General features: G+C 50.4%; 15 protein-coding genes. 11 read left to right on the top strand and 4 right to left on the bottom strand.

What is annotated here, in order from left to right; genetic code table 11:
- Positions 1-158: 158 nt before the first annotated feature.
- The 5 genes from V5G20_RS19000 to V5G20_RS18980 all read left to right on the top strand — a co-directional run bounded on the left by V5G20_RS19000 (position 159) and on the right by V5G20_RS18980 (position 4,573).
- Positions 159-2,417: an ATP-dependent RecD-like DNA helicase gene (locus V5G20_RS19000; RefSeq protein ID WP_003387547.1), complete on the top strand. Its 2,259-nt coding sequence runs from the start codon at positions 159-161 to the stop codon at positions 2,415-2,417.
- Between the two features lie 78 nt (positions 2,418-2,495).
- Complete coding sequence (locus V5G20_RS18995; protein ID WP_003387546.1) at positions 2,496-2,978, top strand: PRC-barrel domain-containing protein; 483 nt, start codon at positions 2,496-2,498, stop codon at positions 2,976-2,978.
- Between the two features lie 36 nt (positions 2,979-3,014).
- The gene (locus tag V5G20_RS18990) at positions 3,015-3,221 is read left to right on the top strand and encodes a hypothetical protein (protein WP_003387545.1); all 207 of its coding nucleotides are present in this window, start codon (positions 3,015-3,017) and stop codon (positions 3,219-3,221) included.
- Between the two features lie 27 nt (positions 3,222-3,248).
- Positions 3,249-3,434 carry a hypothetical protein gene (locus tag V5G20_RS18985; protein ID WP_003387544.1) on the top strand — a complete coding sequence of 62 codons (186 nt, stop codon included), beginning with the start codon at positions 3,249-3,251 and terminating at the stop codon, positions 3,432-3,434.
- Between the two features lie 281 nt (positions 3,435-3,715).
- Positions 3,716-4,573 (top strand): MurR/RpiR family transcriptional regulator, encoded by an 858-nt coding sequence (locus V5G20_RS18980; RefSeq protein ID WP_122958167.1) that lies wholly within the window; start codon positions 3,716-3,718, stop codon positions 4,571-4,573.
- A gap of 83 nt (positions 4,574-4,656) precedes the next feature.
- Here the strand turns inward: V5G20_RS18980 and V5G20_RS18975 are convergent, their stop codons facing one another.
- Complete coding sequence (locus V5G20_RS18975) at positions 4,657-5,343, bottom strand: TerC family protein (protein ID WP_003387542.1); 687 nt, start codon at positions 5,341-5,343, stop codon at positions 4,657-4,659.
- A gap of 393 nt (positions 5,344-5,736) precedes the next feature.
- Here V5G20_RS18975 and V5G20_RS18970 point away from each other — a divergent pair, with 393 nt between their 5' ends.
- The 5 genes from V5G20_RS18970 to V5G20_RS18950 all read left to right on the top strand — a co-directional run bounded on the left by V5G20_RS18970 (position 5,737) and on the right by V5G20_RS18950 (position 11,051).
- Complete coding sequence (locus V5G20_RS18970) at positions 5,737-6,801, top strand: AI-2E family transporter (RefSeq protein WP_003387540.1); 1,065 nt, start codon at positions 5,737-5,739, stop codon at positions 6,799-6,801.
- Positions 6,802-7,135: 334 nt separating this feature from the next.
- The gene (alaS, locus tag V5G20_RS18965; protein ID WP_003387536.1) at positions 7,136-9,784 is read left to right on the top strand and encodes an alanine--tRNA ligase; all 2,649 of its coding nucleotides are present in this window, start codon (positions 7,136-7,138) and stop codon (positions 9,782-9,784) included.
- 140 nt (positions 9,785-9,924) lie between these two features.
- Positions 9,925-10,188 (top strand): IreB family regulatory phosphoprotein, encoded by a 264-nt coding sequence (locus tag V5G20_RS18960; RefSeq protein WP_003387534.1) that lies wholly within the window; start codon positions 9,925-9,927, stop codon positions 10,186-10,188.
- A gap of 150 nt (positions 10,189-10,338) precedes the next feature.
- A complete protein-coding gene (gene ruvX, locus V5G20_RS18955) occupies positions 10,339-10,755 on the top strand; it encodes a Holliday junction resolvase RuvX (RefSeq protein ID WP_024984956.1) in 417 nt (138 codons plus the stop codon).
- A gap of 5 nt (positions 10,756-10,760) precedes the next feature.
- Positions 10,761-11,051, top strand: coding sequence for a DUF1292 domain-containing protein (locus tag V5G20_RS18950; protein ID WP_003387530.1), 291 nt, complete (start codon positions 10,761-10,763; stop codon positions 11,049-11,051).
- Between the two features lie 51 nt (positions 11,052-11,102).
- Here the strand turns inward: V5G20_RS18950 and V5G20_RS18945 are convergent, their stop codons facing one another.
- Entirely contained in the window at positions 11,103-12,548 is a 1,446-nt protein-coding gene (locus tag V5G20_RS18945) for an IS1182 family transposase (RefSeq protein WP_024985259.1), read from the bottom strand.
- A 655-nt stretch (positions 12,549-13,203) separates the two neighbouring features.
- Between V5G20_RS18945 and ltrA the strand changes: the two genes are divergently transcribed.
- The gene (gene ltrA / locus V5G20_RS18940; RefSeq protein ID WP_024985477.1) at positions 13,204-14,502 is read left to right on the top strand and encodes a group II intron reverse transcriptase/maturase; all 1,299 of its coding nucleotides are present in this window, start codon (positions 13,204-13,206) and stop codon (positions 14,500-14,502) included.
- Positions 14,503-14,645: 143 nt separating this feature from the next.
- Here ltrA and V5G20_RS18935 read toward each other — a convergent pair whose 3' ends face one another.
- Together V5G20_RS18935 and V5G20_RS18930 are read right to left on the bottom strand one after the other, a co-directional pair.
- Positions 14,646-15,239 carry a hypothetical protein gene (locus tag V5G20_RS18935; protein WP_172920816.1) on the bottom strand — a complete coding sequence of 198 codons (594 nt, stop codon included), beginning with the start codon at positions 15,237-15,239 and terminating at the stop codon, positions 14,646-14,648.
- Positions 15,239-15,706, bottom strand: a complete 468-nt coding sequence (locus V5G20_RS18930; protein WP_024983691.1) for a hypothetical protein — start codon at positions 15,704-15,706, stop codon at positions 15,239-15,241. The genes V5G20_RS18935 and V5G20_RS18930 overlap by 1 nt, the downstream gene beginning before the upstream one ends.
- Between the last annotated feature and the right edge of the window lie 91 nt (positions 15,707-15,797).

Here is a 15,797-nt window from a genome sequence, read left to right as displayed (position 1 = left end):
TACAATCTAAACATCAGTATCGGCAGACCGTTTTGTCGACCCGTTGACGAACGGTTCCTGAATTGCGTAGACCCCGCCCGCGATGCTCCTGCTGCGGGTGGGTTTCTTTTCTGTATCAGCAGGTGTAAAACCAGTATGTCTTTCGAGGGGGCGCTATGATGTCGCAGGAAACACTCCCTTTGTTTGCTGAACCATTCGTTCGCGGCTATGTGGAACAAGAAATTTTTTACAATGAAGAAACGTGGTATGGAGTTATTCGTCTTAAAGTAGAGGAGACCTCGGAAGCGATCAAGGAGAATGACGTCGTTGTCGTGGGAAACTTCCCCCGTCCTCATCCGGAAGAGCTGTACACATTTTACGGAGAATGGAAAACACACCCCCGGTTTGGGCAGCAATTCGCGGCTTCCCGTTATGAGCGCGAAACGCCGAAAACGGTGGCTGGCGTAGAAAAGTATCTGGCCAGTGGCCTGTTCCAGGGAATTGGCAAAAAGATGGCCAAACGAATCGTAGAGCATCTGGGAGTCGACGCGTTGTCGATTATCGCTGACCGTCCCGAGTCGTTGGCGGAGGTGCCTGGGATATCGGAAGCACGTGCCAAGCAGATTTATGAATCGGTGATGGAACATCGTTCTTTGGAACAGGCTATGGTGTTTTTGTACGAGTTCGGGATCGGAGTGCAGCTCGCATTGCGCATCTACCAGACATACAAGCTGGAGACCTTGAAGGTGCTTTCGGAGGAGCCGTACCGGCTGATCGAGGATGTGCAGGGGATCGGTTTCAAACGTGCGGACGAGATCGCTCGTTCAACCGGGATCGCGGCATCCTCGGAGGAGCGGGTCCAGGCAGCAGCTATTTTTACGCTGCAGGAAGCTTCTTATGCCGAAGGCCACGTTTTTCTCCCGATCGAAGAGCTGTGTGAAAAAACGCTGCGCTTGCTTCATGAGTGCGGCGGACATGCCTTTACGCCGGAAGAGGTCAGACTGGCGATTGAAGCGCTGTTTGTCGCCTCCAAAGTGATGTGGGACGAGGAGCGGGTTTACTTGCCAAGCCTCTTTTTTGCCGAGGTCGGCTTGGCCAAGCGGCTTCGTTTTTTTGCCGACCGCGATGACTTTGCTTCCTTTCCGGTGTCTGAGCTGTACCAGGCCATGGGTGCAGTCGAAGAAGAGCTGGATATTACGTATGCACAGACGCAGCGGGATGCGATCGAACAGGCGATCACTTCTGGCTTGATGCTGCTGACAGGTGGGCCGGGTACAGGGAAGACTACTGTCATCCGGGGGATATGTCGTGTATTTGCACATCTGCATGGAATTTCCTTCGATCTGAAAAAATATGACGAAAGCAATCCTTTTCCCATCCTGCTGGCCGCGCCTACGGGCAGAGCGGCAAAGAGAATGGCGGAGACGACCGGGCTGCCCGCCATGACGCTTCACCGGCTGCTTGGCTGGAAAGGCGACAGCTTTGAACATGATGCCGAACACCAGATCCGTGGAAAGCTGTTGATCGTAGATGAGATGTCGATGGTGGACATTTGGCTTGCGAATCAATTGTTCAGAGCGCTGCCAAGCGACATGCAAATCATCATGGTTGGCGATCCGGACCAGCTTCCGTCTGTCGGCCCGGGGAACGTTTTGCAGGACATGATTCGTTCCGGGCTATTGCCGCGCGTACAGCTTACGGAGATTTATCGGCAAGCGGAAGAATCGTCGATTATTCGCCTCGCCCATGATGTGCGGAAAGGAATTGTCCCGTCCGATCTGCTGGATTCCTCCCCTGATCGCAGATTTTTCACAAGTTCGCCACAAGATGTAAACGAAGCTGTGAAACAAATTTGCTCGGGAGCCGTAAAGAAAGGATATACAGCAAAAGATGTACAAGTCCTCGCGCCCATGTACAAAGGAAATGCGGGTGTAAACCGGTTGAATGAAGAGCTCCAGGAGCTGTTTAATCCAAAGACCGGCCAAAAACGGGAAGTGACGTTTGGCGACACCGTATTTCGGACGGGGGACAAAGTGCTTCAACTTGTAAACAACGCCGAAGAACACGTGTTCAACGGTGATATGGGTGAGATTGTCGCCATTTTTTACCCAAATGAAAACGCAGAGAATGAAGAAATGATCGTCGTCTCCTTTGATGGCCGTGAAGTGATGTACAAGCGGTCTGCATACCATCAGCTGACGCTGGCCTACTGCTGCTCCGTTCATAAGTCGCAAGGCAGCGAGTTTCCAATCGTCGTCATGCCATTTGTAAAAAATTACCACAGGATGCTGCGACGGAAGCTGGTGTATACAGGAATAACGCGCAGTAAATCATTTCTCATCATGTGTGGAGAGCCGGAAGCGTTTCGTATCGCCGTCCAGACAGACGAAGAGGGCGTACGATACAGCTACCTGGAGGAACGCCTGAAACAAGGATGATGTTGGAACCTGTTTTGTCGCTGTATGGAACGATTCCATCCGCCCGATACTAAAGAGGCGGAAGGGGGAAATCCCATTATGCGCAAGGCATTGGATGTAGTGGGCATGCCGGTCGTCTGCCTGGATACAGGCGAAGAGATCGGTGTTATCCGTGACATTCTCTTTGACTCCGACAATTGGCAGGTCGCAGGAGTCTTGCTGAGCGAACAGGGCTGGCTGCAATCCGGCACCTATATTCCCCTGGGCCGCATTCATGCGGTAGGAGAGTCCTGTCTCACTGTTTCGGGCAAAGACGCAATTACCTCCTTGGATCAACTGGCCGCTTCGGAACCCACAGGTGTCCTGACAGGGAAGCTGAAACTGAAGGGGAAATCCGTGATTTCCGCTTCGGGGAACTTGCTCGGGCGATTGGAAGATGTTTACTTCTCTGCGGACTGGGAGAAAATTGTAGGGTACGAATTATCGAACGGTTGGCTGGCGGACGTTACTGAAGGACGTAAACGCCTGTCCGTTCCTCCGTCCGTCATTATTGGGGAAGAAAACCTGATCGTGCCGGATTAAGGTTCGCAGCCAGGCGTGAAAGGGAGGAAAAGATAGATGCGTGTGATTTGCCCGAACTGCAGTTCCAAAGACATAGGCAAAATTGGTACCAATCAATACTATTGCTGGAACTGCTTTATTGAAATGAGCGTAGCCAATGAGCAGATCGCTTCCGTTTACCAGGTGGAAGAAGACGGCTCACTGCATTCGCTCAATGATCTGTTTATCGAAGAACAGATCGTACCGACTCAGTTAAGCATGTAGACATCCAAAACCGGAGGTGTGTCGCGAATGATTGCTCGAAACCTGCTTGGCATTATAGCTGCAGGCGGCATCGTGGCTGCTGTCGGATATATGATGGCTCCGCGCCGCCGCAAACGTTTTGCGTTGAACATCAATCGTTGGCCGGTCTCCATGCGGGATGTAAGAAAAATGATGAAAACAAGCCAGAAGCTGATGCGAGTTTTTGCTCGTTAGCATGCTAGGCAAGCTATCAGCCGGACGCGATCAAGGTGCGTCCGGTTTTTTTGCATACACATAATGGAATGAAGATTATTTTAAAAGTATTGGTAAAATAACGATTAGTCCCATATAATGGCTACGCCAGTGCTTATGCTTCGTAAATTTTATAATTGAGCAGTTTTCTCTTCAAAAATCTATACCCATTTATCGATAGATGGATGAGACGGGGAGCGGGACGAATTTTGCCGCCAGCCGGAACAGAAGATGATCTGTCAGAATGCGTTGAGGAGGAAAAGATGGACACTGTAAACGAACAGATCCGCAAGCACTACCACACTTTGACCAACCAGCAAAAATTGGTTGCCAAGCTTATCCTGGACGAGCCAAAGCAAGTCGCGCTCCATCCGGCAAGGGTAATCGGCTCGCTTACGGGAACGAGCGAAACCACTGTCATCCGACTTTGCTATACATTAGGCTACTCCGGATATACCGCTTTGCAAAATGAGATTCGCGAGTTGATGCTGCTTTCGGGCAAACAAGACAAGCTGTTGGAGCAGTACTCAACAGACGTGGCAGGAGAGACTGATCTGGTCGCCTACCATATGGAGCAGGACATCGCCTATATTCGAAAGACTATGAACGCCTTGGATCCGGGGCAGTTTCAGCGAGCGGTGGAGCTGATTGTGAAAGCGAAAAAGCTGATTGTCGTCGGGTTCCGCAGCTCACACGGACCCGCTACCTGGCTTGCTTCCACGCTAAACGTGGTAAAGGGAAACACATACCTGTATCGAGGGCAGATTGATGATGCCAATTACTTGATCACGGAAGTGGATGCCAAAAGTCTGGTGATTGCTTTTTCATTCCCCCGCTATACGTCAGAGACGATCATTTTTTCCACGGCAGCCAAGGACAAGGGAGCAAAAATACTGGCGATTACCGACGATGAGCTGTCTCCGATCGGACCGATTGCTGATGTGCTGATCAAAGCAAGCACTCCTTCGCCTACAGCGTTAAAAGGAATGGCTACGATTTTTTCTTTGTTGAACGTATTGGTCAGCGGCGTTGTCCAGGCAGACCGGAACAACGTACAGCGGCGAATCAAGCAGTACGACGAGAGCATCCAGCAGTTTTATCCGTTTTTTGAGACTTCATAGATGATGAAAGACTGGGGGCAAGTAAACGACGGGATATGATCAAACAAAGAAGGCTTCGCCAACTGGCGAAGCCTGTTTCTTGTTTACGATTGTTCGGCCATCCGTTTTTGCGCCTGATTTTTCATCCGGCCAATCAGCAGGACGCCAACAACGATTACGGCAATCAATGCCCATTTCAGGATCGGGTATTCGACAAAGAAGCCCTTCAGGAATGGCTCGCCTGTAATCATGCTTCCCGCAGTGTAGGCAAGTACGGCTGATCCGATGTAAATCACGGCAGGGTAGCGGTCCATGACCTTCAGCACGAGTGTGCTGCCCCAGACCATGACGGGAACACTGATGATCAAGCCCAGTACCACCAACAGAAAGCTTCCGTGTGCTGCCCCGGCAACTGCAATCACATTGTCCAGTCCCATGACAGCGTCAGCGACGACAATCGTCCAAATGGCCGCACCCAGGCTGGAGCCTGCTTTGACTGTTTCATGTCCTCCGTCTTGTACAAGCAGCTTCATGGCGATCCAGATCAGCATCAAACCGCCGACGAGCAAAAGACCCGGAATTTGTAACAGCCAGACCACAGCCAGAGTCGCCGCTGCCCGAATGACAACCGCCCCGACGGTTCCCCAGATGATCGCTTTCTTTTGCTGATGGGCAGGCAAATTGCGAGCAGCCATCCCGATAACGATAGCGTTATCTCCCGCCAGCACAAGATCGATGACAATGATGGCAAGCAGCGCAGACCAGAATGCAGGTGTAAACAACATCTCCATGTTTCTCCAACCTCCTTTTTTGTGGATGTCTCTAAAGGCCGCTGCTCCAAATCTGCTTGACACTTTTTATGTAGTCTGTGTCACGATGAGGAAAACAAAACGACCTTTACCCTAACAGGCAAAGGTCGAAAAAAACAGAAAAGACCCTTACCTAATCAGGCAAAGGTCTTGCTTACAACGAACGTGACGTTGCCAACAAAGCCGGGGAAAAAATTCCCGTAATGACGACTTTGCTGCGAAAAAGCTACTCCCCTTTGGAGAATATCCATTTGTGTTTATATCGTACACCTGCTACTCAAGATGTGTCAATAAGCAACTGTCACCCATGTACATGTTTTTTTCAAATTGACACATGCTAATCCATACGAAATTTGCGTAGAGGAGGTCACAGCCGTGGAAGGACTTCGCAACAGCCGCCTGTTTGCCGCTGCGATTTGGCTGATCGTACTGCTGATCATCGGCAACTTGCTCTGGCTGCTGCGCCCTGTGATTAGCGCCTGGTACCATCTGCTGACAGAAATTCTCCTGCCTTTTATCGTAGGGCTGTTGATCGCTTATTTGCTGCATCCTATCGTCCAGTTGCTGGAGAGGCGCAGGGTACCGAGGCTGATGGCAGTGCTGTTGATCTATGCTTCGTTCGTACTGATCATCGCTATCGCAGTCGTCAACGCCATCCCCATTTTTACGACGCAGTTGATCGAGCTCTCCGACGATATTCCCAGACTGACCGAATGGTATCACAAATGGATGAGTGAATGGGAGTCGCACAAATACTTTTTGCCGGACAGCATTTCACATGGCGTGGACCGGGTCATCATCCAGTCACAGGAGAAAATGTCCCACTCGATTACGCAGTTTGTGAACAACGCCCGCAATACGCTCGGAAAGCTGCTTGCCTATGCGGTCGTGCCGTTTATCGCTTTTTATTTGTTGAAGGACATGAAAGATCTTCACCGGACGGGAATCGCGATCATACCGGCCCGCTACCGCAAACAGGTGCTTGCCGTATTGCGAGATGTCAACGAGTCATTGGGGAATTACATACACGGTCAGATGATCGTCGCGCTCATCGTGGGACTGTGCGCGTATATCGGGTACTGGATTATCGGAATGCCGTATCCGTTCGTGCTGGCCTCTTTCGTCTGCCTGACCAACGTCATTCCCTATATCGGCCCGATCATCGGCGCAGCCCCTGCCGTCGTCGTTTCGCTGACCATATCGTTCAAGATGACCTTGCTGGTCTTGGCCGTAAATGGGGTCATCCAGATTCTGGAGGGAAATATTCTTTCGCCCAATGTCGTCGGCCGCTCCCTGCAATTGCATCCGCTGCTTATCATCCTCGCACTACTAACCGGGGAGGCAATCGGCGGGATTATCGGCTTGATCGTGGCTGTCCCGGTCTTGGCAGTCTGCAAGGTGGTCATAAGCCGGATCGCTCTGATCATGCATGAAAGTTGACAGCAATCGGTAAAAAAATTTATAATACGGACAATGAAGAGTAACGGGGATAACCCCGCAGATCGATGAAGGAACGAGTACGTTGCAGCCCTTCTACAGAGAGGACACTCCGCAGGTTGAGAGAGTGGCCAGAAGAAGAGCGACGGAAGGCTACTCCCAAGACCGGGAAAAAACCGGCGGCCAGGCACCGTTACGGCCTTAATCGAGCGACAGGCATGGATGCGCAGAATCACGATGCCTGTAAGCAGGGTGGTACCGCGAGACAAGTTCTCGTCCCTGAGGGGATGGGGACTTTTTTATTTTCATACTTCATCATAATAGGAGGGCAGTTTTTATGAAGAAGCTGACAGGTAATCAAATTCGCAAAATGTTTCTTGATTTTTTCGTGCAAAAGGGCCATCGCATCGAACCGAGTGCGCCCCTGGTGCCGGTGGACGATCCATCCCTGCTTTGGATCAACAGCGGCGTAGCCACACTCAAAAAATATTTTGACGGCCGCATCATTCCTGAGAATCCACGCATCACCAACGCGCAAAAATCGATTCGCACCAACGACATCGAAAACGTAGGACGCACTGCGCGCCACCATACCTTCTTTGAAATGATGGGGAACTTCTCCATCGGCGATTACTTCAAGGAAGAATCGATTCACTGGGCATGGGAGTTCCTCACAAGCAAGGAATGGATCGGCTTTGATCCGGAGAAGCTCTCCGTCACCATTCACCCGGAGGACGAGGAAGCGTACGAAATCTGGCACAAGCAGATCGGCATTCCTGCAGAGCGGATTATCCGGCTGGAAGGAAACTTCTGGGATATCGGGGAAGGCCCGAGTGGTCCCAACACAGAGATTTTCTACGATCGGGGCGAGCGCTTCGGCAATGACCCGAATGATCCGGAGCTGTACCCGGGCGGCGAAAACGAGCGCTACCTGGAGGTGTGGAACCTCGTATTCTCCCAGTTCAACCACAATCCGGACGGCACCTACACGCCACTGCCGAAGAAAAACATCGATACCGGCATGGGCCTGGAGCGGATGGCTTCGATCATTCAGGAAGTGGACAACAACTACGAGACAGACCTGCTGTTCCCGCTGATTGAAGCAGCCAGCCGCATTTCCGGCGTAGCCTATAAACAAGACCCTGAACTGGATGTGGCCCTGAAAGTCATCGCCGACCATTCGCGTACGGTCACATTCGCTATCGGCGACGGCGCCCTGCCGTCCAACGAGGGCCGCGGCTATGTCATCCGCCGCTTGCTTCGCCGTGCAGTACGGATGGGCAAAAAGCTGGGCATCGAGCAGCCGTTCCTGTACCGTCTGACAGAAACAGTCGGCAGCATGATGGGCGAGTTTTATCCGGAAGTGGTGGAGAAGCGCGCTTTCATCGAAAAAGTTATTCGCGCCGAGGAAGAGCGTTTCCACGAAACCTTGAACGATGGACTTGCTATCTTGTCCGAGATGGTAAAAGCCGCGAAAGCAGAAGGCAAAAGCCAGCTTTCCGGGCCTGAAGTGTTCAAGATGTACGATACGTATGGCTTCCCGGTCGACCTCACCGAAGATTTCGCGGGTGAGCAAGGTCTGTCCGTGGACCGCGACGGCTTTGAACAAGCGATGGAGGAACAGCGCCAGCGCGCCCGCGATGCCCGTCAGGACGTGGACAGCATGCAGATCCAGGGAGGTCCGCTTTCCGATTTGACGGTTACGAGCGAATTTGTTGGGTATACTGAATTGGTAGCGACTGGTAAAGTCGAAGCGATTGTGTCAGCAAATCAATTGGTTGATCAAGCGGAGGAAGGACAAACAGTTCAGGTCATCCTGAGTCGCACTCCTTTCTATGCGGAAAGCGGCGGTCAGGTCAACGATGAAGGCGAACTCATCTCCGACAGCGTCAAAGCACGAGTCAGCGACGTGCAAAAAGGGCCGATGGGTCAAAACATCCATACGGTGACGGTGGAAGCGGGCACACTTCGCGTTGGTGACGAGGTCCGGGCCGAGGTAAACCGTGAAGCCCGTCTCGACATCACGAAGAACCATACTGCTACTCACCTGCTCCATCAGGCGCTGAAAGACGTATTGGGAACGCATGTCAATCAGGCAGGCTCGCTGGTGGCTCCGGAACGGCTTCGTTTCGACTTTACACACATCAGCGCGATCACCCCTGAGGAGCTCGAGCAGATCGAAAAGATCGTCAACGAAAAAGTTTGGGCCAATCTGGCTGTCGAGATTTCGAATCGCTCGTTGACCGAAGCGAAGGCAATGGGTGCAATGGCCTTGTTCGGCGAAAAATACGGCGATATCGTTCGTGTCGTCAAAGTGGGCGAGTACAGCCTTGAGCTGTGCGGCGGATGCCATGTTGCCAACACGGCAGAGATCGGTCTGTTCAAGATTTTGAGCGAAAGCGGCATCGGAGCGGGTACGCGCCGGATCGAAGCGGTGACCGGACGCGGCGCTTACCAATTCCTGAACGAACAGCTCGGCATTTTGAAGGAAGTGGCGCAAACACTGAAGGCCCCGCTGCTGGCAGAAGCACCTGCCCGTGTAGAGAGTCTCCAGCAGCAACTCAAGGACGTACAACGCGAAAATGAATCCCTCCGCGCCAAGCTTGGAAACATCGAAGCGGCTTCCTTGACCGACAAGCTCCAGCAGGTAAACGGCGTGCAGGTGCTGGCGGCACGTGTATCTGCATCCGATATGGATAACCTGCGCGGTATGGTCGATGAGCTGAAAAACAAGCTCGGGTCAGCCGTAATCGTGCTCGGTTCCGTCGATGGAGAAAAGGTCAACCTCGTTACAGGGGTGACCAAGGACCTGATGGATCAAGGCTTGCATGCCGGCAAAATTATTAAAGAAGTAGCGACTCGTTGCGGTGGCGGCGGCGGCGGACGTCCAGATATGGCCCAGGCTGGCGGCAAAGACCCGTCCAAGCTGCAGGAAGCGCTTGAGTTGGTATATGAGCTGGTAAAAGGACAGTTGGCGGCGAAGTAATACCGCCTCTGTCCGTCAACTTTCGCCAACTTTTGTGGAAAAGTGCAGAAACAACAAGGAAATGAGTGTGTTCGAAGCGAAGTACACAAGGAATGGCAAAGCAACCAGCGGAAGAGTCTCAATGAATCGAGGTGTTGATCGTGAGTTCGATGGATAAAACCATGAAGTTCACGGTGCCCAAAGAGAATAAGTCAGAGGAAGTGCGGGAAACCTTGACGGAGGTGTATCAGGCCCTGCAGGAAAAGGGGTACAACCCGATTACACAGATTGTCGGCTACCTGCTGTCCGGAGACCCGGCTTTCATCCCCCGCCACAACAATGCTAGAAGTTTGATCGGAAAAATTGAGCGTGACCGGATTATCGAAGAGCTGGTAACCGTTTATTTGGTCGATCGGGATAAGTAATCATCCCTGTTGCCAAAAGGTGGTCGGCAAAAACGCAACACCCCGTTGTACCGCGGTATTCGCATATCCCGTGTGTCGTACAATTGGCTTCGCCCACATGCGGGCGAAGCCGGAGTTATCTAATCAGAACAGCGTAAGTAGGCGAGTCGGATGAAACGGATTATGGGTTTGGATGTCGGGGACAAAACGATCGGGGTCGCCGTCAGTGATGAGCTGGGCTGGACGGCCCAAGGCGTGGAAACGATCAGACGGCAGTCAAGAGAGAAGGACTTTGCCCGCCTCGATGAGTGGATCGCCCAGTATGACGTGGGTGAAATCGTCGTAGGTTTGCCAAAGAACATGAATGGCACCATTGGCCCGCGAGGCGAGATTTGCCAAGCTTTTGCCAGCAAGCTCGAAGCACATACGTCTTTGCCCGTCCACCTGTGGGATGAGCGTCTGACGACCATGGCCGCTGAGCGCATGCTGATTTCCGCCGATGTCAGCCGGCAAAAAAGAAAAAAAGTAATCGACAAAATGGCGGCCGTATTAATCCTGCAGGGTTATTTGGACGCGAAATCGAGGTGACGAGCATGAGTGAAGAGTTGTTTGAGGAGTTTGAAGTAGGCGATGTGATTGCGCTGACCGAGGAAGGAAGCGACGATCCTCGCGATTTCCGCATTATGTATATCTTTGACATCGAGGATCGTTCGTATCTGGTCCTGGTCCCTGTCGATCAAGAGGAAGAAGAAGAGTACGAGGTTCACTTCCTCCGCTACGAAGGCACGGATATGCTCCAGCCGATCGAAGACGACGAAGAGTGGGAGCAGGTAGAAGCGACATTCGAGACCCTGATCACCGATCTGGAGAAGGAAGATCTGTAGGAAATCTGAAAAGCTCCAGGAGAGAACGAGAGGGATAATTTCCCTCTCGTTTCAGGTTGCAGACAAACTCCCTCGCTGAACGAACAGCAGAGGGAGTTTGTTTAATAATTTGATGAAAATACCGAAGGTGTTTTGATCGTTCACCTTTTGGCGACCTGATTTCCATAGCCAGGTCGCCATTTTTTTCAAGTTCATGGCAGCGAAAACAAGCATCGCCTGCATCGTGACCTTCTCCAGTCCTCGTAAGGTCGTCCAACGCATGCCATGCTTTTCCTTCATATCAGCGAATACACGTTCAATCGTTTCTTTCCGTTTGCTATAGATTTGTTTGTTTTCCTCGGTATGCCGGAGGTGGTCTACCTCTTCGAGGTAATCAGCCCAGATGTGGCGACTCACTCTCTTTGTGTAGTCTTTACTTTCCGTGCATTGTTTCAAGAACGGACAACTTCGGCAAACTTGAGAATTTGATCGATAGATACGGTACCCATCCTTGTTTGTTGTCTCATATGTTAAGATTTGCTCGTTCGGGCAGATGTAGCAGTCGAAATATTCATCATACACATATTCGTGCTTTTTAAAAAAACCTTCTTTGGTGCGTGGTCTTGTGTAGGGCATAACGGGGCGAATCTGGTCATCAAGGAGTGTTTTACTGATGTAAGGCGTCTTGTATCCCGAGTCCACTGCCACAGCTTGAGGCTGTGCAAACGTCTTTCGCACTTGATTCAAAACATCCTCAAAAACCTGACTGTCATGCACATTGCCTGGCGTTACCTTGGCACCAAGCACAAATCCATTTCGATCACATGCTGTATGAAAACTATAAGCAAATACACGTTCCTTTTCCCCTTTTACAAACAATCCGCAATCCGGGTCAGTTGTGCTGACTTTCACCTCCTTCTTCGAAGTTTCTGTCTTTTTTTCAAGGGGCTTCTTTCCATGTGCAATACGATCCTGATTGATTTCTTCGTCCAGCAGCTCTTGATATTTCTTCGCTTGTTCTTCAACGATTTCTTTCACGTATTTATGCTTATTCGCACTGGCTTTTACATGCGTAGCATCAATGAAAAGCACATCAGGCTTCACGAATCCATGATGAACCGCCTCCTCCAATATTCGAAGGAAGATCGACTCGAAGAGTTGAGTATCCCGAAAACGGCGAACATAGTTCTTGCCTAGGGTCGTGAAATGGGGAATGGGCTGACTGAAATCATAGCCAATAAACCACCGATAGGCAACATTGGTTTCGATCTCTTTAATCGTTTGTCGCATGGAACGAATTCCAAAAATATATTGGATGAAAGCAATTTTAACTAAGACTACAGGGTCAACACTGGGTCTGCCATTGTCATGACAGTAAAGGCTTTCCACCAAGTCATAGATGAACGAAAAGTCGATTGCATTTTCAATTTTTCTTACGAGATGATCTTCTGGCACCAACTCATCTAGCGAGAATGCAGATATCTGATAACGCCCTTCGGCCTCTTGCTTATTAAGCATAATGCCACCTCTAAAAAATAACTTTTGAAAACGTAACATGTTCTATATTCAACAAAAAAGCCTGCAGACCCTGTTCCTTACGGAACTTTGTCTACAGGCTGGAACGAGAGGGATAATTTCCCTCTCGTTTTTTTATGAAGCGTGCCCAGCAAGCCGTTAATTGCTAGTTGGTGAAAGTCCAACCGAGGCAGGAGCCAAGTCACCTCGTAGCTGACAGGCAACTGGTGGAGAAATCCTAAGGTTGAAGCCCTGTGACAAAGTAACTCGAAAGAGTGCGAGCAAATCAGCAGGCCGTAACATAAAGTGAATCCTGCAGCCTCGTTAAGAAAGACCACCGAGAGGTGGACAAAGGGAAGCCGAGCTTGTTTCATATGGGCGAAGGCCAAGGACGGTGTGGAGAACTTGGAATACAGCACCTATGAATCCCTCGGGGTATGGGGAGCGGTATGTTGAGAAAGTAGTTAACGGAACTGGGGAGACCCTACTCTGCACGCCCCGTCAGGAGCGTAAAACGGAAACCTATAACCGTAAGGGAAGTGGTGGATGGCAGAGAGGGAGTCGGAGGGGTTCATAGTACCGATGAACATAAGGACAACACAACCTTATGGAGGGAAGGAGCCCTGCTTTGTTCACGGGTCGAAGGAGGTAAGAGTGAGTGAATGCAAGTAAACTTGCTAACTACACCGATGTAAAAGCTCGACAACTTTGGACAACCCTATATCTTTGTGCCAAGGCAAACTCAAAACGGCGATTTCATGCCTTGTATGACAAAATCTACCGCCCGGATATTCTAGCGACAGCTTGGAGGAGAGTAAAAGCAAATAAAGGGAGCGGAGGAATCGACGGACAATCCATCGCACAGATTGTGGAGGAGTATGGGGAGAGCCGTTTTCTTAACGAGATCTATCTAGATTTAAAAGAAAAGCGGTATCGTCCACATCCGGTTCGTCGAACTTACATCCCTAAACCGGATGGCAAGAAACGTCCACTCGGCATCCCGACGATCAAGGATCGGGTGGTCCAAATGGCTACTAAGCTAGTCATTGAACCGATCTTTGAAGCTGATTTTCGGGACTGTTCTTATGGCTTTCGGCCAGGAAGAAATGCTCACCAGGCAATTGCACAGATACGCAAAGCAAGCAAGAGGTGTTATTGGGTCGTAGATGTTGACATTAAAGGGTATTTCGACAACATCAACCATGAGAAGTTGATGAAACTGGTCGAAATGAGAATCAGCGACAGACGTGTTCTGAAACTTATCCGACAATGGCTGCAGGCTGGGGTCATGGAAAATGATCAATTCCATGAAACAGAACTGGGAACTCCGCAAGGAGGGGTAATCTCGCCTCTTCTTTCAAACATCTATCTAAACTACATGGACACCATTTGGGAAAATCAATTCTCCCATCTTGGCACACTTATCCGCTATGCGGATGACTTCGTTATCATGTGCAGAACCAAACAAGAAGCATTGGAAAGCATTCAAGTGCTGATGGCTATTCTAAACAAGCTGGAGCTTAGTCTCAGTAAAGAGAAATCTAGACTCGTTAATATTTGGGACAATTCCACTGGGTTTGACTTTCTTGGGCTGCACCATCGCAAATTCCCCGTGTTCAACAAAGGGGGGAGCAAGGTATTTGCTATGTCTCATGTACCAGCTAAGAAAGCAATGAAGGAAATGAGACGTAAAATTAAGGAATACACTGCACCAAGGAACAAACTGTTTCTGTCTCTAGAAGAGCTAGTGAAAGGGCTAAATCGCAAGCTAAGGGGGTTCAAGAACTACTACTTCATCTCGCCCATCGCCAAACGATGGGCAAGACGGATAGACTGGTATGTGATTGAACGCCTTACAATCTTCTGCAACAAGAAAAGAAGCAAGCGGAATAAACATGCCGGAAAGCTGAAGGTCATACAAAACACGCAGGGTAGTTTATTGAAATTAGCCGGATAAAGTAAGCCGAATGCCAAAGAAAGAAGAACATCGGAAAGCCGTATGAGGGAAAACCTCACGTACGGTTTGATGAGGGGGAGCTGAAATGAGCAAGGCGACCATACGGTCGCCCGAAAGTTTCAGTTCTCTACTCTACACCATATCTATTGTTTGCGAATTGCCGGCTGGTTCTCATCCAAACGGTAGATCAGCCTGCCCTCTGCATCATAGGCCAGAAGAACGGCGGCTGCTTTCTCGTCCTTTCCAAATACACGGGCAAAGTGATACAAGCCTTTGATCGGCTGCATCGATTGCTTGACCCCGTCACTCCATTCGACGGTTAGCGTGCGGATTCGCGGGTCATTGACTTGGTCGACAGCGTAGCTGTACCAGATGTCATCCTCCCGCTGTCCGCCCCAGCTCATTTTTAGGATTTCGTTCGGGTCAAAGGTATACCCACCGCCTCCGCCGCTGTTTCGCCAGAGAACGCCGAACGGCCGGTCCATGAAAAAATGGTGGTAAAGCTCATGCTCTTCATCGTAAAAAAGGACAGAGTACATGCTTCCTGTTTGAATCATGGATACCACCTCGATGGTATCGGAAGGTAAGGCCATTCCTTCAAGGGTCTGCCGAACAGCGGTTTTTGGCGACCACGGGCTTGGGTAGTAAAGCGGAAACAGGATCATCACGGATACGGCAATAATCAACCAGCGGATCAAGCGGTTTCTGCGTTCCCGCATTAGCAAGCGCTCTTGCATTATTCCATCCCTCCTTTGGCCAGGGGAACGGTAAAGGAGAAGGATTGGCCGTAGCTTTCGGCATATATGCGGATGGATTGCAGATCGGATGGAGCTTCTTTTATCAGGTAGTACCCTTTGGAAACAAACCAACTGATCGATTGTCCCCCTGATCTAACGTCTAGATCTTGACCCGTATCGGAAGCAATATTTACAAAGCTGGGAAGACTGGCCGATCCAGAACCGCGGCTCGTCATATAAACCTTCAGCGTGCTCCCGTCGTACCTGACTCCGTCCACCGTCAATTCCCGGTTATAATACGTTTGGGAGATGCCGGGACCTGGATAGAACGTGCCCTCCTTTTTGGCAGAACGTATTTCATCTGCGTTGGCAAACAGCACCGTGAACGAGGCGATCAAGAGAAGAAGGACTTGCCCCCCGAGACAAATAACCAAGAACCATTCCAGAAAGGTGAAAAAGCGTTTCATCCTGCAAAATTCCTTCCTAATTATTTGTTTATTTCTTCCATTCTTATTAGGGGAAATCCTGCTTTTTTCCCGGAAAATGCTTCTGCTCAGG

Source organism: Brevibacillus borstelensis (assembly GCF_036700025.1).
GTDB lineage: Bacteria > Bacillota > Bacilli > Brevibacillales > Brevibacillaceae > Brevibacillus > Brevibacillus borstelensis.
Note: the sequence above shows the minus strand (reverse complement) of the source record. Positions and strands in the feature narration are given on the sequence as shown.

Bases quoted from the DNA above. Each gene is read 5' to 3' on its own strand.
- V5G20_RS19000 (WP_003387547.1), top strand. From the start codon at position 159: ATGTCGCAGGAAACACTCCCTTTGTTTGCTGAACCATTCGTTCGCGGC.
- V5G20_RS18995 (WP_003387546.1), top strand. From the start codon at position 2,496: ATGCGCAAGGCATTGGATGTAGTGGGCATGCCGGTCGTCTGCCTGGAT.
- V5G20_RS18990 (WP_003387545.1), top strand. From the start codon at position 3,015: ATGCGTGTGATTTGCCCGAACTGCAGTTCCAAAGACATAGGCAAAATT.
- V5G20_RS18985 (WP_003387544.1), top strand. From the start codon at position 3,249: ATGATTGCTCGAAACCTGCTTGGCATTATAGCTGCAGGCGGCATCGTG.
- V5G20_RS18980 (WP_122958167.1), top strand. From the start codon at position 3,716: ATGGACACTGTAAACGAACAGATCCGCAAGCACTACCACACTTTGACC.
- V5G20_RS18975 (WP_003387542.1), bottom strand. From the start codon at position 5,343: ATGGAGATGTTGTTTACACCTGCATTCTGGTCTGCGCTGCTTGCCATC.
- alaS (WP_003387536.1), top strand. From the start codon at position 7,136: ATGAAGAAGCTGACAGGTAATCAAATTCGCAAAATGTTTCTTGATTTT.
- ruvX (WP_024984956.1), top strand. From the start codon at position 10,339: ATGAAACGGATTATGGGTTTGGATGTCGGGGACAAAACGATCGGGGTC.
- V5G20_RS18950 (WP_003387530.1), top strand. From the start codon at position 10,761: ATGAGTGAAGAGTTGTTTGAGGAGTTTGAAGTAGGCGATGTGATTGCG.
- V5G20_RS18945 (WP_024985259.1), bottom strand. From the start codon at position 12,548: ATGCTTAATAAGCAAGAGGCCGAAGGGCGTTATCAGATATCTGCATTC.
- V5G20_RS18935 (WP_172920816.1), bottom strand. From the start codon at position 15,239: ATGCAAGAGCGCTTGCTAATGCGGGAACGCAGAAACCGCTTGATCCGC.
- V5G20_RS18930 (WP_024983691.1), bottom strand. From the start codon at position 15,706: ATGAAACGCTTTTTCACCTTTCTGGAATGGTTCTTGGTTATTTGTCTC.